Source organism: Polaromonas sp. A23, from assembly GCF_002001015.1.
Classification (GTDB): Bacteria; Pseudomonadota; Gammaproteobacteria; order Burkholderiales; family Burkholderiaceae_C; genus Polaromonas.
This window is the reverse complement of the sequence record NZ_MUNO01000045.1, coordinates 296,136-313,026: the sequence shown is the minus strand read 5'-3', so window position 1 is coordinate 313,026 and position 16,891 is coordinate 296,136. Positions and strand designations below refer to the sequence as shown.

Genomic DNA, 16,891 nt, shown 5'->3' with positions numbered 1-16,891 from the left:
TTGACATAGGCAGCACAGGCGGGCCGGGCCCGCCTGTGTGAGCTTATTTAACCAGCAGCACCGGAATATCCGAGTCCGTGACCACGCGCTGGGCCACACTGCCCATCACGGCACGGCCCAGGAGGCCGTGGCCGTGGGTGCCCATCACAATCAGGTGCGCCTTCTCCCGCTTGGCGGCGCGAAGAATTTCTGCCGTGGGCGAACCCACAACGGCCAGCGTCTTGAAGGCGATCTTATGGCGCTTGAGAAAGCGTTCGATGGCCGCCAGCACCTTTTGTGATTCTTCCGCATGGTAGGCCGCGACTTCGGCGGAACCCAGCATGGTCTTGACGCGGCCGGGAACAGGCGCCTGGACATTGAGTACGACCACCTCACCGTCCGGGCCAGCCAGGCTTTCATGCGTGACGAGAAAAGCCAGGGCTTTTTTGGTGTATTTGCTGCCATCAGCGGCGAACAGAATTCTCATTTTTCTTTGCTCCTTGTTGGGTAAAGTTCAGTTTAGCGCAACACCAGCACGGGAACGCTGCTGTGCGTCAGCACATGCTGGGTCTCGCTGCCCAGCAGGACGCGTTTGATGCCCTTGCGGCCATGCGAGGCCATGACGACGAGATCGCATTTCTGTTTTTTTGCGGCATTGATGATGGATTCGGCCACCAGATCGGAAGACGCGATGACCGCTCTGGCCTTGATGCCTTCGCCTTGCGCCGCGAGCTTGACGGCTTCAACCACAGCCTTGCCTTTGTCGGCCCATTGTTTCTCGATGCGTGCCACGTCTTGCGACGAAATGGTGACGCCTCCTTCGAAATAGGCGGTCGGATAACGTGGAACCACGTAAAGCGCGACCAGTTCCGCGCCAACGGCGCCCGCCAGGTCAATGGCGCTGCGCACGGCCTTTTTTGAAAGTGTGGAACCGTCGGTTGCGACGAGTATGCGTTTGTACATGTTGGTCTCTCCTGGGTTGATATGGGTTGCAGCTTAGGGTGAGCATTGTCCCGCCCGCTTGATCCATGTCAAGCGGGCGCTACTGCCCGTCGTTAGGCTTGTTCCATGCAAACTGCCACCCTCTTGGTCGACAGCGGCGCCGCGCTGCAGGCTTCGCGCTGGTCGGCGCTGGATGAACGCGCGGAGTGGGAAGGTTTCAGCCGTCCGCTGACTGGACGGCCGGGCTTCTGGGAGTCCTACCTCGCGATCGAGGGCATGCACTGTGCGGCCTGTTCTCTCACGGTTGAAGAGGTGCTGCAAAACCTCCCCGGTGTCGAGAGCGTGCAGGTTAACGGTGCCAGTGCGGTGGCCCGTGTGGCGTGGACGCCAGAGCGGGGCCGGCCCTCCGCCTGGCTTGCCGCGCTGCAGCGCGCCGGTTATGGCGCCTTGCCTGCGGGCGACATGCTGGCTGCGTCGCCGCGCATTCAGGCCCAGCGCATGATGCTCTGGCGCTGGCTGGTCGCTGGCTTTTGCATGATGCAGGTGATGATGTACGCCTTCCCGGCTTACATTGCCGAGGCGGGCGACATATCGGCCGAGGCGCAGGGGTTGTTGCGCTGGGCCTCCTGGGTGCTCACTTTGCCGGTGGTGCTGTTTTCCTGCTGGCCTTTTTTTTTGGCGGCACTGCGCGACCTGCGCAACCGGCGCATCGGCATGGACGTGCCTGTGGCGCTGGGCATCCTCATCGCTTTCGGTGCCAGCTCGGCCGCCACCTTCGATCCGGCCTCGCGCTGGGGCGCAGAGGTCTGGTACGACTCAATCACCATGTTTGTGTTTTTCCTGCTGTCCGGGCGCCTGCTGGAGCAACGCTTGCGTGACCGCACTGCAGGCTCGCTGGAGGCCTTGATGCGCAGCTTGCCCGACAGCGTGGAGCGGCAGGGTGCCGATGGCGTGTTCGAGCGCGTTCCGGTGCGCCGCCTTGTTCCGGGCGACCTGATCCGCCTTCTGCCTGGTGATGTGGTTCCGGCCGACGGCACGGTGGCGGCCGGTGAAAGCCAGGTCGACGAGGCCCTGCTCACCGGCGAATCCACGCCACTGCAGCGGCGCATCGGCAGTGCGGTGATTGCCGGCAGCCACAACCTGAACGGCATGCTGCTGGTCCGGGTGGAGCGCGCAGGCAGCGAGACGCGTTATGCCGCCATTGTGGCGCTCATGGAACAGGCTTCGGTGCAGAAGCCGCGGCTGGCACGTATTGCCGACCGCATCGCCGGGCCTTTTGTGCTCCTCGTGTTGCTGGCCAGCGCTGCCGCCGCGTTCTGGTGGTGGCCGAGTGATCCGGCGCATGCGATTGGTGTGGCCGTGGCCGTGTTGATCGTCACCTGTCCCTGCGCGTTGTCGCTGGCCACACCGGCCGCCACGCTGGCTGCTGCAGGTGCGCTCGCGCGGCGCGGCGTGCTGGTGCGTCGGCTGGAGGCGCTGGAGAGCTGTGCGGCGGTTGACACGGTGGTGTTCGACAAGACCGGCACACTGACCGAAGACCGCATGACCGTGGCCGTCAGCCGCACCCGTGAGGGCCTTGATCCGTCGCAGGCATTGCTGATGGCGGTTGCGCTGGCGCAGCATTCCCTGCATCCCCTGTCGCGGGCGATTGTTCAAGCTGCAGGCACTGTGCCCGGATCTGCAACTGATGTGACTGAAGTTCCCGGCCAGGGACTGCAGGGGCATGTTGCTTGTGGCGCGAGCGGCCAACAGCGCTTCATGCGGTTGGGGTCGGCCACTTTTTGCGGGATGCCGGTTCCCGTCCATGCGTCCAATGGCCCCCAGGTGCATTTGGCGGATGAAGCAGGCTGGCTCGCCAGCTTCGACATGGACGAAGCCTTGCGGCCGGAGGCCAGCTCATCCGTGGGTGCGCTGCAGACCCTGGGCCTGCAGGTGCAACTGCTCTCGGGTGATCTGATGGCCGCTGTGGCGCGGCTGGCTTCGCGCGCAGGCATCGACGAGGCCTATGGGCAACACACGCCAGAGGCGAAACTGGCCCATGTACGCAGGTTACAGCAGAGCGGCCGGCATGTGGCCATGGTCGGTGACGGCATGAACGACGGACCGGTGCTGGCCTGCGCCGATGTGTCGGTCGCCATGGGCCAGGCCGTGCCGCTGGCGCAGGCCAAATCCGATTTTGTTGTTCTGGGTGGCCAGCTGGCGGCCGTGGCTGCATTGCTGCGGCATGCGCGCCGCACCCGGGCCATCGTGCGCCAGAACCTGTGGTGGGCAGCCCTGTACAACGCTGTGTGTGTGCCGCTGGCCGTGCTGGGCTTCATGCCACCCTGGCTGGCTGGCCTGGGCATGGCGGCCAGCTCGCTGCTGGTGGTGCTCAATTCAGCGCGGCTGGCCCGCATGCCGGAGGCCTTCTGAATGGACATTCTTTTTCTTCTGATTCCCTTGTCCGTCATTCTTGCGCTGCTCATCATCGCCGGCTTGGGCTGGGCTGTCTGGCGTGGCCAGTTCGACGCACTGGAGCAAGAGGGCGAGCGAATTCTGCGTTCGGATTGACCTTCATCAACTCAGACCCTCCTCACGGCAGGGACACTTGGGGCATCACGTTAACAGGTGCTTCATGAACGACAAACAAACCTCCGCCGCGATCTACGACGACACTGTTGTCCGGCAGTTTTCCCTGATGGCCGTGGTCTGGGGCGTGGTGGGCATGCTGGTGGGGCTGTTCATTGCCGCCCAGCTGGCCTGGCCCGAGCTCAACTTCGGCATTCCCTGGCTCAGCTACGGACGCCTGAGGCCTTTGCACACCAACGCCGTGATTTTTGCCTTCGGCGGCTGCGCGTTGATCGGCAGCAGCTACTACGTTGTCCAGCGCACCTGTCATGTGCCGCTGTTTGCGGGCAAGCTCGCTTCGTTCACGTTCTGGGGCTGGCAGGCGGTCATCGTTGCTGCAGCTGTCAGCCTGCCGCTGGGTTACACCCAGGGCAAGGAATATGCAGAGCTCGAATGGCCCATCGACATCCTGATCACGCTGGTGTGGGTGGCCTATGCGATTGTTTTCTTCGGCACCATCGGCATGCGCAAGGTCAGGCATATCTATGTTGCGAACTGGTTCTACGGTTCCTTCATTCTTGCCGTGGCCATCCTGCATATCGTCAACAGCGCTGCGGTACCGGCCGACTGGATGAAGTCCTACTCGGCCTACGCCGGCGTGCAGGACGCGATGATCCAGTGGTGGTACGGTCACAACGCGGTGGGCTTCTTCCTCACCGCCGGTTTCCTCGGGATGATGTATTACTTCGTCCCCAAGCAGGCCGAGCGTCCGGTCTACAGCTACCGGCTGTCCATCGTGCACTTCTGGGCGCTGATCTTCACCTACATGTGGGCCGGCCCGCACCACCTTCACTACACCGCCCTGCCAGACTGGACACAGTCAGTCGGCATGGTGTTCTCGCTGATCCTGCTGGCGCCCAGCTGGGGCGGCATGATCAACGGCATCATGACGCTGTCGGGTGCCTGGCACAAACTGCGTGATGACCCGGTGCTGCGTTTCATGATCGTCTCCCTGTCCTTCTACGGCATGAGCACGTTCGAAGGCCCGATGATGTCCATCAAGACCGTCAACGCGCTGTCGCATTACACCGACTGGACCGTGGGCCACGTGCATTCGGGTGCGCTGGGCTGGGTGGGTCTCATTTCCATGGGTACGCTTTACTACATGATCCCGCGCCTGTTTGGCCAGAAGCAGATGTATTCGGTCAAGGCGATCGAGGCGCATTTCTGGATAGCCACCATCGGCATCGTGTTTTACATCGCCGCGATGTGGATTGCCGGTGTGATGCAGGGCCTGATGTGGCGCGCCATCAACGCAGACGGCACGCTGACCTACACCTTTGTCGAGTCGGTCAAGGCAACGTATCCCTTCTATGTGGTCCGCGTGATAGGCGGCGTGCTTTATCTGGGCGGCATGCTGATCATGGCCTGGAATACCTGGATGACCGTGGCCAGGGGACGCTCGGTCAGTGTCATGGTGCCTGCACCTGCTCATGCCTGAAGAAAGACCTATTCCATGACTGAAAAAAATACCTCCGATGCCGGCTTTACTCACGAGAAGGTCGAGACCAACAACTTCCTGATGATCGTGTTGATCCTCCTGGTGATTGCCGTGGGCGGCCTGGTCGAGATCGTGCCGCTGTTCTTCCAGAAGTCCACCACCGAGCCGATCCAGGGCATCAAGCCCTACACAGCGCTGCAACTGGCTGGGCGCGACATCTATGTCCGCGAGGGCTGCTACAACTGCCATTCGCAGATGATCCGGCCCTTCCGCGCAGAAACACTGCGCTACGGCCACTATTCGGTGGCTGGTGAGTTTGTCTACGACCATCCCTTTCAGTGGGGCAGCAAGCGAACCGGGCCCGACCTGCACCGCGTGGGCGGCAAGTACAGCGACGAGTGGCACCGCATTCACTTGAACAACCCGCGTGATGTGGTGCCCGAGTCCAACATGCCAGCCTATTCCTGGCTCGAGAAGAACACGGTCAATCCCGCCGGCATGGCGCCTCGCATGAAGGCCTTGCGCATGGTCGGCGTTCCCTACACCGATGCGGAGGTCACGCAGTCGGCCCAGGACGTTGCCAGCAAAACCGAAATGGACGCCCTGGTTGCCTACTTGCAGGTGCTGGGCCGGACGCTCAAATAAGGAAACATGATGGACGTCACTACTCTGCGAATCATCGCGACCTTGGTTAGTTTTGCCACTTTCATCGGCATCTGGTATTGGGCCTTTTCGCGCCGCAACAAGGAGCGCTTCGACGAGGCTGCCCGTCTTCCGTTCGAGCAGGACTGAACGGAGCAGGCCCATGGACAACCCCATTCACATTTTTTCGTTGACCTCCAGGCCGGCCATCGCCTGTGCCGAGGCAACGGGTCAGGAGACCTCATGAGCGATTTCAATGGAAACTTCTGGTCGGTGTATGTCGCCGTCCTGACGCTGGTCAGCATTTTGGCCTGTGTGCTGCTGCTTTGGATCACCGCCCGCAAGAAGATGGTGGCTCGCAGCGACAACACCACCGGCCACGTCTGGGACGGCGACCTGCGCGAGATGAACAACCCCATGCCCCGCTGGTGGATGTGGATGTTCGTGTTGAGCATCGTCTTCGGCCTGGCCTATCTGGTGATTTATCCCGGACTGGGGAGTTATGGCGGTCAACTGGGCTGGAGCACCCGCGGCGAGTACACCGCCGAGGTGGAGCGCGCCAACAAGGACCTGGAGCCGCTGTATGCCCAGTTCACCGCCAAGCAGCCTCCCGAACTGGCCGGTGACCCCGCGGCGATGGCTGTCGGCGAGCGCCTGTTCATGAACAATTGTGCCCAATGCCACGGTTCGGATGCGCGCGGCAGCAAGGGCTTTCCCAACCTGGCAGACGCCGACTGGCTGCACGGAGGCATGCCCGCAAAAATTGCGGAGACGCTGACAGCAGGCCGGCAAGGCAATATGCCTCCCATGGCAGCGGCCATCGGAACCCCTGATGATGTCAAGAATGTGGCCAACTACGTGCTCAGCCTGTCCGGCAGCCCGCACGACTCCGTGCGGTCGCAACTTGGCAAGGCGAAATTCATCGCCTGCGCTGCCTGCCATGGCATTGACGGCAAGGGCAACCAGGCGCTGGGTGCTCCCAACCTGACCGATGACATTTGGCTGCACGGCTGGGGTGAACAGGCCATTGTCACCATGATCAACAAGGGAAAGATCAATGAGATGCCGGCGCAGGCCGGCAAGCTGACCGAGGCGCAGATTCAGGTGTTGACTGCTTACGTGTGGGGCCTTTCGAACAAGCCGGTTCCGGCGGCGAAACTCTGAACCGGAGGGCAGTTTGCAGCCGTCGTCCGTTCGCAAGATCATTCCCATTGTTCCAGTGGGAGGTGACGACACGGCGGAGTCGCTGTACGAATCGCAGAAGAAGATTTATCCGCGCTCGGTCAGCGGATTGTTTTCGCGCTGGCGCTGGGGTTTTGTCTTTCTGACCCAGCTGGTGTTTTATGGCCTTCCCTGGCTGGAGTGGGGCCAGCGGCAAGCCGTGCTCTTTGATCTGGGTGCGCGCCGGTTTTACATTTTCGGCCTCGTCCTTTACCCGCAGGATTTCATTTACCTGACCGGCCTGCTGGTGGTCAGTGCGCTGTCGCTGTTTCTCTTCACTGCCGTGGCGGGGCGCCTATGGTGCGGCTTTGCCTGTCCGCAGACGGTGTACACCGAAATTTTTCTCTGGATTGAACGCAAAGTTGAGGGCGACCGCACCGCGCGCATGCGGCTGGACGGCGCACCGATGTCTGCACAGAAACTTGCCAAGAAGTGGCTCAAGCACCTGCTGTGGATCAGTCTGGCCATGTGGACTGGCTTCACCTTTGTCGGTTTCTTTTCACCGATCCGCGAACTGGGCATGGATTTCCTGCAGATGGACATCGGGCCATGGGAAGCGTTCTGGGTGTTTTTCTACGGCTTTGCGACTTATGGCAATGCCGGTTTCATGCGCGAGCAGGTGTGCAAATACATGTGCCCGTACGCGCGCTTTCAGAGCGCCATGTTCGACCACGACACGCTGATCGTGAGCTACGACACGGCCCGCGGTGAGCCGCGCGGTGCCCGTTCGCGCAAGGCGGATGCGGCGACCCTGTCGTTGGGCGCCTGCGTGGACTGCACCTTGTGCGTGCAGGTTTGCCCGACAGGCATCGACATTCGCGAAGGCCTGCAGTACGAATGCATAGGCTGTGCGGCCTGTGTCGATGTCTGTGACACGGTCATGGACAAGATGAACTACCCGCGTGGCCTCATCCGCTTCAGTACCCAGGCAGCGATGGCGAACAAGTGGAGTGGTTCGCAAATTGTCAGGCGTGTGCTGCGCCCGCGCGTGCTAGTTTATGGCGCTGTGCTGCTCGCCTTGTGCGTGGGCCTGCTCTGGAGCCTGGTGGCCCGCACGCCCCTCAAGGTGGACGTGGTGCGTGACCGTGCCGCGCTGTCCCGCATTGTTGCCGGGGGCAAGCTCGAAAACGTCTACCGCCTGCAGATCATGAACGCCACCGAGCAGCCGCAGCGCTACCGCATCGCTGCGGCCGGGATCGAGGGTCTGGTGCTGGCATCGGATGCCGAGGTTGATGTCGGCCCTGCGGAGTCGCGCTGGGTTGCGGTGCGCTTGCAGATTCCCTATGGTTCCACCACCCCAGGCTCGCATCCGATCGAGTTCAGCATAGGTGATGCGGCAGGCCAGTCCCATCTGACTGAAAAGTCGGTATTTCTCGTTCCGCGCTGATGAAACAGGCAAAAACAGATTCAAGGAAACCGTTATGAACCATGTGCTCCAAGCTCCCCCGGTGGTCACTTCTCCTTGGTGGAAACACGGCCATGTCTGGCTGCTTATTGCCGGCCCTGCCGCCGTGGTTGTGGCTGGTTTTGCCACCGCCTGGATAGCCATCAGCAACCCGGATCCGGTGGTGGCCGAGGACTATTACCGCCGCGGCGTCGAGATCAACAAGACGCTGGCGGCGCAAGACAAGGCACTGATGCCGGCCGTGCAGGGCCGCAACCATGCGGCCACGCCCCCCGCCGCTGGCGCTCGCTGATTCATCCCATTCCAAGGAGACCGCCATGTGGAGCCAGAAACTGATGTGGATCGCGTGGCCTGCGTTCCTGGGGGCGTGCGCGCTGGAACTGCTGGTTTTTGCCATGGTGGATCCAGGTGACCTCCATTGGTCGGGCGAGCCGCTGCGGCTTTCGCGCCAGGGTGTGTACACCGCTGCCTTTTTTGTGTTTTGGGCGATCTGCCTGGTCTCCAGTGCGCTGACCAACCTGCTTGGCATGTCATCGGCCGAGGTCAATCGCTGTCCTGTGCTTCCTGGCGAACGTCCGGACAGCTGCCGGCCGCAGTAGCTTCGTGCTCAGGCCTGGCTGCAGCTTGCAGGCAGGCGCGTCGTTCGGCCTGTTACCGCCTGTGGCGAGAGGATGCCGGGGCGTTGACCTGAGTCAATCCTTGCAGGCCGCGTTTGCTCCAGACTCAAACGAATTTCAAGGGAGTCCATAAACGCCATGTTTGCTGATCGGTTCGCTGCCGGGTATGCATTGTCCCAAAGACTTCTTGCTTATGCGGGGCGCAGCGATGTTGTTGTGCTGGGCTTGCCGCGCGGGGGGGTGCTTGTGGGATGGGAAGTGGCCAGCGCACTGGGCGCCCGGCTGGACTTTCTGCTTGTGCGCAAGCTCGGTGTGCCGCATCGCCCCGGGTTGACTCTGGGAGCCATTGCCAGCGGCGGTGCACGCTACATGGATCCACAGGCAGTGGCTGGCAGCGGCCTGACGCCGCTGCAGCTGGAGCAGCTCATTGCGACCGAAAGCGGCGAACTGGCGCGGCGTGATGCGGAGTATCGGGGTTCACGGCATGCTGTGCCGATCGAAGGCCGCACGGTGATCGTGGTTGATGACGGCCTGGTGACCGGAGCGACAGTGTGTGCAGCTTTGCTGGCTCTGCGAGTCTCCAAGCCGGCGTGGGTCGTGGTGGCGGTACCGGTCGCACCTCCTGGTGCCCAGGAACGTATAGGAACGGCTGCTGATGAATTTATCTGCGCCCTGAGTCCTCCGGATTTCAGCCGTGTCGGGCAGTACTACCAGAACTTCGAGCCTCCCAGCGACGAGGAGGTGCGCGCCTTGCTGGCCAGGGCCTGAGGCGACACCAGCCGCCTTCCCGGCGCGTGGCGTCTCAGCCCGATCTGGTTTTGCTGTCCTCAGCCGAGCGAACGACGAGTACAGGCACCGGTGCCTGCCGGATGATCTGTTCGGCGCCGCTGCCCAGCAAGGCACGGCCAACGCCGCGCCGACCATGCGTGCCAACCACGATCAGGTCGGCGTTCCACTCTCGGGCGGCCCCGGCGATTACCTCGGAAAGCCGTTTACCGAGTTTGTCGAACAGCACCGAGTCGGCTTGCACGCCGGCCGCTTGGGCGATGTCCACGCCATCATGAAGGATGTGATTTCCGGCTTCCTGCATGATCCCGAGCAGATCGCCCGAATATCCCCCGAACTGTTCATAGCCGGCAAGATAGGTCAGATCCTCCAGCACGTGCGCCAGGCGCACACTGCCACCGCTTTCTCTGGCAAGCTGCAACGCGGCCACCAGTGCCTTGTTGGATGTTTCGCTCCCGTCCACGGGTACGAGTATTCGCTTGTACATGACTGCTCCTCGAGATTCAGTGATAAAACTCCAGTTTGAATCGGCGCGGGGAAGGAGCGTTGATGTGGGTCAACTGCATCTAGGGTCTGTTCACACTATTTATGCAAGTGCGAACGTGGTTAAAACAGCACCAATCTAGGCGCGCGACGACACTCAGCCTGGGCGGCTGGGCTAGGAGTGCAACGACGAGTGGTGCTGTTTTAACCACGTTCCCTCCGGGTTGCGATCAAAAAGGCCATGCGCAGCGTTGCAAAGCCTTGCCGGGCGCCAGCCCGGCTGCATTTTGCGCCTCACGCATGACCTTTTTGACTCGCAACGCATCTTGCATAAATAGTGTGAACAGACCCTAGCTATTCCTCCACGGTCCGGGAGTCAATGAATACTTTCGTTGATTGGCTACACTGGGCCATGTTTTCTTCCCTGACGGACAGCCTTGATGCGAATTCCCGGGCCAAAAACCCCGGCAACGCGGCCGCATTGCTGGCCGGCGTGCTCGATTCGGCCATGGACGCCATCATCACGGTGGACGAACAGCAGAACATCATTTTGTACAACCGCGCCGCCGAGAAAATTTTCGGCTGGCCCCGCCAGGAGGTTTTGCATCAGTCTCTCCACAAGCTGATTCCCGACCGCTTCCGGCAAGGCCATGCCCGGCATGTGGAGCGTTTTGGAACCACCGGGGCAACGTCCAGGCGCATGGGCACGCTCAATGTCGTTTACGGCCTGCGCGCCAATGGCGAGGAATTTCCCCTGGACGCGTCCATTTCCCATCTGGACACGCCCGACGGGAAACTTTTCACAGTGATCCTGCGCGACATCACGGAGCGACTCCAGGCCCAGGAAGAGCATCTGCGGCTCGCAGCCCTTCTGGACTCGGCCATGGACGGGATCATCACCGTGAACGAGGCGCAGTCCATCGTGCTGTACAACCAGGCAGCCGAAAAAATCTTCGGATGGCCCAGTGAACGGGTTTTGGGGCAATCCTTGAACAAGCTGATTCCTGAGCGTTTTCGCGCCAGTCATGGCAAGCACATACAGCGCTTCTCCGAAACAGGCGTCACCTCCAGGAGAATGGGTGATGGCACCGTGATTTACGGGCTGCGTGCCAGCGGCGAAGAATTTCCGATGGATGCTTCGATCTCGCAGCTCGATACCGCGGATGGAAAGCTTTACACGGTGATCCTGCGCGATGTGACCGAACGCGTCCGTGCCCAGGAGGAACGCACTGCCTTTGCCGCGGATGTCAATGCGGCGCGTGAAGAGGAAAAAACGCGCGTGGCGCGCGAGTTGCATGATGAACTGGCCCAGTCCATGACGGCCCTGAAGATGGACACCATCTGGCTGCGCGACAACACGCTTCCTGCATCCGGTGCTGTTACCGTCAAGCTGACGGACATGTTGGCCATGGTGGACGGCATGGTTGCTTCAACAAGGCGCATTGCTGCAGATCTGCGCCCGTTGCTGCTTGACGACCTGGGCCTGCTGGCGGCGATCGAATGGCTGGTTCAAAACTTCATCCAGCGCACGGGCGTGAGCTGTACGCTTTCAGCGGACGAAGAACTGGAGCTTCAGGAGCCCTACGCGACGGCTGTCTTCCGGATCGTGCAGGAGGCCCTGGCCAATGTGGCTAAACATGCTGGCGCGACCGAGGTCACTGTGGCCATTGACGCGTTCCCCGGCGCGATCTCGCTGGCGGTGCGCGACAACGGCCGAGGCTTTGCAGCCGAAGAGCCGCGCAAGCCGCAATCGCTGGGCTTGATGGGTTTGAAGGAGCGGGCGCTGCTGCTCAAAGGATCAGTCGACATTCACAGCGCGCCGGGGCAGGGCACGCGCGTCGAGGTGAGTATTCCGCTGCCTGAAGGAGAGCAAATCCCATGATCCGTATCGTGATCGCCGATGACCACGCGATCGTTCGCGAGGGCCTCAAACGGATCGTTTCATCCGCAGATGACCTGCGTGTAGTGGGTGAGGCAGCCGACGGAACAGAGGTCATGCAGCGAGTGCGCGAAACCGACTTCGACATCCTGGTGCTGGACCTGTCCATGCCCGGCCGCAGCGGCATGGAACTGATCAAGCTGGTTCATGCCGAAAAGCCCAGATTGCGCATTCTTGTGCTCAGCATGCACCAGGAGCTGCAATATGCCGTGCGCGCCATCAAGTCCGGTGCGAGCGGCTACCTGACCAAGGAGAGTGCTCCGGCTCAACTGGAGCAGGCCATCCGCAAGATCGCCTCAGGCGGCGCCTTTATCAGTGCCGAAGTCGCAGAACAGCTGGCCTTGAGCGCCATGCCGGGCGGGGCCTCCGCGCCGCACGAGTCGCTGTCGAACCGGGAGTTCGAAGTGTTTCGCCTGATCGCGGCTGGCGTATCGGTGACGGACATCGCCACCCGCCTGAAACTTTCCGTCAAGACCATCAGTACCCACAAGGCCAACCTGATGCAGAAAATGGGGCTGCAAAACCAGAGCGAACTGATTCGCTACGCCATCAAGCATGGCGTTTCGGATCCGCTGGAGCCCTGACCCGGGTGATGCGGAAGGCGCATTGAAGGCGCGCGAACAGCGCAAAGTCTTCGGCGCTTCGCAACCGTGGCTTGCACCCCGGACTGCCTGGCACTGCTAGGAATATTCCTAGGGGCGCTCGGAACGCACGTGTTCCGAATCCGGACTTCTCCGAGGGGTGCATTCATCCGCCGCCTATGGCGGCAGGCGGGGATCACGGCCACAGTAGAGCCATGCCTTCCCACCAAGTTCCTGTCAAAGTTTTCATCGCAGACGACTCTGTCCTGATCCGCAATCGTGTCGCCGCCATGCTCGAAGCCAGCGCCATCGCAGTGGTGGGCCAGGCCGGGACGCCCCAGGCATCCATAGACGGCATCCTGTCCACTTCACCCGATGTGGTGGTGCTGGATGTCCAGCTCGAAGGCGGCCAGGGGCTCGAGGTTCTGCGGTCCATTCGCCAGGCTGCGCCTATCGTCGCTTTTGTGGTGTTCAGCAGCAACTCCGGTCCGGCTTACCGGAAACGGTATGTCGCCGAAGGTGCCACCGCATTTCTCGATAAAAGCACTGAATTTGACCAGCTTGTTCACGCCGTGAAAAGCGCTTCTGAACATGCCACGAATTGACCGCAAGTTACCCAAGGAGAATCTCATGTCCGCAGCCACCATGCATACCGTGACCACGCCCATTCGCGTTATTCCTCGTCAGGCAGCTCTGGTTTCGGGAGCGGTTGCCCCGCTTGTCACACATTGTTCGACCTGCCATTTGCGCGACCTGTGTCTGCCTTGCGGCCTGGCTGGCAGCGACGTGGAGCGCCTGGATGACCTGATGTTCAGCCGCCGCAAGGTGAAGGCCGGTCAGACCCTGTACCGGGAGGGCGACCGTTTCCAGTTTATCTATGCGGTGCGCAGCGGCACCTTCAAGTCCAGCCTGACACTGGCCGATGGCCGCGAACAGGTGGGCGGGTTTTACATGGCCGGTGAATTGATGGGTCTGGACGGTGTGGCCAATGGTTCGCATGCCAGCAGCACCACGGCGCTGGAAGACACCGAGGTCTGTGCCATCCCTTTTGCCCACTTTGCAGAAGTAGCGGCCGGCAACCCGGGCATGCAGCACGTGGTGACCCGGCTGATGAGCCGCGAGATCGTGCGGGAGCACAGTCTCATGGTGTTGCTCGGCAGCATGAATGCCGAGGAGAGGCTGGCGGCATTTCTGCTGAACCTGTCGCAGCGACTGAAGGCGCGCGGTTATTCGGCCAATGAGTTTCACTTGCGGATGTCGCGTGCGGAGATCGGCAGCTACCTTGGCATGACCCTGGAAACCGTTAGCAGGACCTTTTCGGGTTTTCAGCAGCAGCGCCTGCTGGAAGTGGACAAGCGGCACATCCGCATCACCGATCTGGATGGCCTGACACGGGCTTTCGAGACGCGCGTGCATTGACGCGGCGCTTGGCGCCATGAAATACAAAGACTATTACGCAACGCTGGGTGTGCCGCGCGATGCGGACGGCGAGCAGATCAAGAAGGCCTACCGCAAACTCGCGCGCCAGCATCATCCGGATGTGTCCAAGGCGCCTGAAGCCGAGGCTCGCTTCAAGGAGGCCGGCGAGGCCTACGCGACACTGAAGGATCCTGAAAAGCGCGCGGCCTACGACCAACTGGGTCGCCGCCCCGCGGGCGAAGAGTTCGCGCCGCCACCGCAGTGGAGCCATGACTTTGCGAACGACCAGGCGTTCGAGGGTGTCGATCTGGCTGACCTGCTGGCTGCGATGGGACAGGGGCGTGCTTCGTCCCGTGGTCCTGTTCCCCTGCACGGGCGCGACTATGAAACCAGTGTCCGCATTCCGCTGGAAGATGCTCACCGCGGTACAAGCGTCAGTCTGGAACTCGCTGACGGGGAAGGGGGGCGCACGCTGGAAGTCACCATTCCGCCGGGCACCACGGACGGCCAGAAATTGAGATTGCGTGGCAAGGGCGGAAAAGGTCGCCACGGTGGAGCTGATGGAGATATTTACCTTTACATCACGCTGGCACCGCACGCCGTGTTTCGCGCCGACCATCACGACCTGCATTTCAACCTGGCGCTGGCTCCCTGGGAGGCTGCGCTGGGTGCGGAAGTGGAGGTGCCGACACTGGACGGACCGGTGATGCTCACCGTGCCGCCGGGAACGCGTTCGGGCCGCAAGTTGCGCCTGCGCGGCAGGGGTATGGCCAGCGGCCGTGATGGCCGGGGTGACCTCTATGCCACCGTGCATATCGATGTGCCCGCCACATTGTCCGATCGCGAGCGGGAACTGTTCAAGGAACTGGCAACTACCTCCCATTTCAACCCGCGCGTGCTTGCGGGTAAGGAGAAGTCTCATGAAAACGCAACTGTTTGACGTCGCATGGCTTGATGCACGCGAGGTGATAACTATGGCGGAGCTCGCGCGAATCTGCGCCCTGAGTCCGGCTGAGCTGGATGAACTGGTAGACGATGGTGTCCTGGTTCCCGTGGAGGAAGGCAGGCAGGAGCGCCTGTTCAGCGCCGAATGTGTGATGCCTTTGCGCACGGCCGGCAGGCTGCGCCAGGATTTCGACCTGGACCTGTTCACGGTTGAGCTGTTGCTTGGCTACCTGAACCGCATCGAGGCGCTGGAGCGCCAGGTGCGGACATTGAAGGCACATCTGCCGTATTGACAGCCGCCCGGCCGTGGCCGCCCAGGCTCCTAGTAGGCTGAATCAATGAAATTCACTGTCACTCGACTGCCCCTCGCCGCACCATGCGGCGTTGCAAATGCGCGCCGGGCCTGCGGGTCCGCCTGTGCTTTGCGCCTTGCCTGGCACACCGCTGGGCAGCCGCTTCCCAGCGATTTCACTGATTCAGCCTACTAGTGATTCTCAGCGTTTCTTTTTTGTGGGGACGCTACAAAACTGGTCGTACAGCACCCCCAGCACGCTCAGCGCCTGCGGGCTGTCGATCCGGTAATAAATGGACTTGCCGTCACGGCGGGTACTGACCAGGCCTTCGTCGCGCAACACGCCCAGCTGCTGCGACAGCGTGGGTTGCATGACGCCGACAAGCGCCTCCAGTTCACCCACGCGCATCTCGCCCTGTGCCAGCTGGCACAGCAAAAGCAGGCGATCCGGGTTGGAAAGCACTTTCATCAGGCGACAGGCCGCATCGGCGGAACTGCGCAGGCTGCCGAGATCCATCACAGTGTCTGCGGGCATGGGATGCACTCCTTTTGATTTGCGACAATGACATTATATTTACAAATATAATGTTTGTAAATAGAATGTCAGAATTGAAATTGAACAAGCAGGAGAGTAGAACATGACACCCGCCGTCACAAGCTTTTTTGATCCTGATACCTGGACTGTCAGCCATGTGGTCTACGAGAAGACAGGGACAGCCTGCGCCATCATTGATTCCGTCCTTGACTACGACCCGAAGTCCGGGCGCACCCGCACTGCCTCGGCCGACAAGCTGATGGCTTTTGTGCGTGCGCAAAACCTGCAGGTGGCATGGATCCTGGAAACCCATGCCCACGCGGACCACCTGTCGGCAGCGCACTATCTGCGCGGGAAGCTGGGCGGAAAAATTGCCATCGGCGCAGCCATCACCCAGGTGCAGGATGTCTTCAAGCGCGTCTTCAACCTGGAACCCGGATTCCGGACCGACGGCCGCCAGTTCGACCACCTGCTGAAGGACGGTGAGACTTTTGCCATAGGCGCGCTGCAGGCCCAGGCCTTGTCGGTCCCCGGACACACACCGGCCTGCATGGCCTATCGCTTCGGTGATGCGGTGTTCGTCGGCGACACCCTGTTCATGCCCGACGTGGGCACCGCCCGATGCGACTTCCCGGGTGGACACGCACCGGCCTTGTACCGTTCGGTACGCAGGCTGCTGAGCCTGCCGCCCGCAACGCGCCTGTTCATGTGCCATGACTACCCGCCGGAGGGCCGGTCCCCCGTCTGGGAAACCACGGTGGCCGAGCAGCGCGCCAAAAACATCCATGTCCATGACGGCGTGAGCGAAGAGGAATTCGTGAAGATGCGCACAGCCCGGGACGCCACGCTCGACATGCCCACCCTGATCCTGCCTTCGGTGCAGGTCAATGTCCGCGCCGGCGAGATGCCGCCGGTCGAAGACAACGGGGTGTCCTACCTGAAGATTCCACTCAATGCGCTGTGATCGGGCGCCGGTCTGTCGTCCGGGATGGAGCGGAACCTTGCCAGGAAAGCAGCGAGAGATTGACAAGAAACAAATGCAGAAACAGCCCCTGGA

General features: G+C 61.6%; 21 protein-coding genes. 17 read left to right on the top strand and 4 right to left on the bottom strand.

What is annotated here, in order from left to right:
* Nucleotides 1-43: 43 nt before the first annotated feature.
* A complete protein-coding gene (locus B0B52_RS20730; RefSeq protein WP_077595556.1) occupies nucleotides 44-466 on the bottom strand; it encodes a universal stress protein in 423 nt (140 codons plus the stop codon).
* A 32-nt stretch (nucleotides 467-498) separates the two neighbouring features.
* The gene (locus tag B0B52_RS20725; RefSeq protein WP_077595555.1) at nucleotides 499-942 is read right to left on the bottom strand and encodes a universal stress protein; all 444 of its coding nucleotides are present in this window, start codon (nucleotides 940-942) and stop codon (nucleotides 499-501) included.
* Nucleotides 943-1,047: 105 nt separating this feature from the next.
* On the opposite strand from B0B52_RS20725, the gene B0B52_RS20720 reads away from it, so the two are divergent.
* The 10 genes from B0B52_RS20720 to B0B52_RS20675 all read left to right on the top strand — a co-directional run bounded on the left by B0B52_RS20720 (nucleotide 1,048) and on the right by B0B52_RS20675 (nucleotide 9,622).
* Nucleotides 1,048-3,333 carry a cation-translocating P-type ATPase gene (locus B0B52_RS20720; protein WP_077595554.1) on the top strand — a complete coding sequence of 762 codons (2,286 nt, stop codon included), beginning with the start codon at nucleotides 1,048-1,050 and terminating at the stop codon, nucleotides 3,331-3,333.
* Nucleotides 3,334-3,471 carry a cbb3-type cytochrome oxidase assembly protein CcoS gene (ccoS, locus tag B0B52_RS20715; protein ID WP_077595553.1) on the top strand — a complete coding sequence of 46 codons (138 nt, stop codon included), beginning with the start codon at nucleotides 3,334-3,336 and terminating at the stop codon, nucleotides 3,469-3,471.
* A gap of 64 nt (nucleotides 3,472-3,535) precedes the next feature.
* Nucleotides 3,536-4,969 (top strand): cytochrome-c oxidase, cbb3-type subunit I, encoded by a 1,434-nt coding sequence (gene ccoN, locus B0B52_RS20710; RefSeq protein ID WP_077595552.1) that lies wholly within the window; start codon nucleotides 3,536-3,538, stop codon nucleotides 4,967-4,969.
* A gap of 15 nt (nucleotides 4,970-4,984) precedes the next feature.
* A complete protein-coding gene (gene ccoO / locus B0B52_RS20705) occupies nucleotides 4,985-5,614 on the top strand; it encodes a cytochrome-c oxidase, cbb3-type subunit II (protein WP_077595551.1) in 630 nt (209 codons plus the stop codon).
* 9 nt (nucleotides 5,615-5,623) lie between these two features.
* A complete protein-coding gene (locus B0B52_RS20700) occupies nucleotides 5,624-5,761 on the top strand; it encodes a cbb3-type cytochrome c oxidase subunit 3 (RefSeq protein ID WP_077595550.1) in 138 nt (45 codons plus the stop codon).
* A 93-nt stretch (nucleotides 5,762-5,854) separates the two neighbouring features.
* On the top strand, nucleotides 5,855-6,775 hold the full coding sequence (gene ccoP, locus B0B52_RS20695; RefSeq protein WP_077595549.1) for a cytochrome-c oxidase, cbb3-type subunit III: 921 nt from the start codon (nucleotides 5,855-5,857) through the stop codon (nucleotides 6,773-6,775).
* A gap of 13 nt (nucleotides 6,776-6,788) precedes the next feature.
* Nucleotides 6,789-8,219 carry a cytochrome c oxidase accessory protein CcoG gene (ccoG, locus tag B0B52_RS20690; protein WP_077595548.1) on the top strand — a complete coding sequence of 477 codons (1,431 nt, stop codon included), beginning with the start codon at nucleotides 6,789-6,791 and terminating at the stop codon, nucleotides 8,217-8,219.
* Between the two features lie 34 nt (nucleotides 8,220-8,253).
* Nucleotides 8,254-8,529 (top strand): FixH family protein, encoded by a 276-nt coding sequence (locus tag B0B52_RS20685; RefSeq protein WP_077595547.1) that lies wholly within the window; start codon nucleotides 8,254-8,256, stop codon nucleotides 8,527-8,529.
* 25 nt (nucleotides 8,530-8,554) lie between these two features.
* Complete coding sequence (locus B0B52_RS20680; protein ID WP_077595546.1) at nucleotides 8,555-8,836, top strand: hypothetical protein; 282 nt, start codon at nucleotides 8,555-8,557, stop codon at nucleotides 8,834-8,836.
* A gap of 156 nt (nucleotides 8,837-8,992) precedes the next feature.
* Nucleotides 8,993-9,622, top strand: a complete 630-nt coding sequence (locus tag B0B52_RS20675) for a phosphoribosyltransferase (protein WP_077595545.1) — start codon at nucleotides 8,993-8,995, stop codon at nucleotides 9,620-9,622.
* Between the two features lie 34 nt (nucleotides 9,623-9,656).
* Here the strand turns inward: B0B52_RS20675 and B0B52_RS20670 are convergent, their stop codons facing one another.
* Nucleotides 9,657-10,127, bottom strand: coding sequence for a universal stress protein (locus B0B52_RS20670; protein ID WP_077595544.1), 471 nt, complete (start codon nucleotides 10,125-10,127; stop codon nucleotides 9,657-9,659).
* Between the two features lie 408 nt (nucleotides 10,128-10,535).
* On the opposite strand from B0B52_RS20670, the gene B0B52_RS20665 reads away from it, so the two are divergent.
* From B0B52_RS20665 to B0B52_RS20640, 6 genes are all read left to right on the top strand, one after another.
* Entirely contained in the window at nucleotides 10,536-12,005 is a 1,470-nt protein-coding gene (locus B0B52_RS20665) for a PAS domain-containing sensor histidine kinase (protein WP_168173605.1), read from the top strand.
* Nucleotides 12,002-12,646, top strand: a complete 645-nt coding sequence (locus tag B0B52_RS20660; protein WP_077595542.1) for a response regulator transcription factor — start codon at nucleotides 12,002-12,004, stop codon at nucleotides 12,644-12,646. The genes B0B52_RS20665 and B0B52_RS20660 overlap by 4 nt, the downstream gene beginning before the upstream one ends.
* A 212-nt stretch (nucleotides 12,647-12,858) precedes the next feature.
* Complete coding sequence (locus B0B52_RS20655) at nucleotides 12,859-13,248, top strand: response regulator transcription factor (protein ID WP_077595541.1); 390 nt, start codon at nucleotides 12,859-12,861, stop codon at nucleotides 13,246-13,248.
* Between the two features lie 25 nt (nucleotides 13,249-13,273).
* Nucleotides 13,274-14,062 (top strand): fumarate/nitrate reduction transcriptional regulator Fnr, encoded by a 789-nt coding sequence (gene fnr, locus B0B52_RS20650; protein ID WP_254425790.1) that lies wholly within the window; start codon nucleotides 13,274-13,276, stop codon nucleotides 14,060-14,062.
* Nucleotides 14,063-14,078: 16 nt separating this feature from the next.
* A complete protein-coding gene (locus tag B0B52_RS20645) occupies nucleotides 14,079-15,002 on the top strand; it encodes a DnaJ C-terminal domain-containing protein (protein ID WP_077595539.1) in 924 nt (307 codons plus the stop codon).
* A complete protein-coding gene (locus tag B0B52_RS20640) occupies nucleotides 14,983-15,300 on the top strand; it encodes a chaperone modulator CbpM (RefSeq protein WP_077595538.1) in 318 nt (105 codons plus the stop codon). Before B0B52_RS20645 ends, B0B52_RS20640 begins: the two co-directional genes overlap by 20 nt.
* 201 nt (nucleotides 15,301-15,501) lie before the next feature.
* Here B0B52_RS20640 and B0B52_RS20635 read toward each other — a convergent pair whose 3' ends face one another.
* Nucleotides 15,502-15,834 carry a helix-turn-helix transcriptional regulator gene (locus B0B52_RS20635; RefSeq protein WP_077595537.1) on the bottom strand — a complete coding sequence of 111 codons (333 nt, stop codon included), beginning with the start codon at nucleotides 15,832-15,834 and terminating at the stop codon, nucleotides 15,502-15,504.
* Nucleotides 15,835-15,937: 103 nt separating this feature from the next.
* Here B0B52_RS20635 and B0B52_RS20630 point away from each other — a divergent pair, with 103 nt between their 5' ends.
* Nucleotides 15,938-16,798 (top strand): MBL fold metallo-hydrolase, encoded by an 861-nt coding sequence (locus B0B52_RS20630; protein WP_077595536.1) that lies wholly within the window; start codon nucleotides 15,938-15,940, stop codon nucleotides 16,796-16,798.
* Nucleotides 16,799-16,891 lie beyond the last annotated feature (93 nt).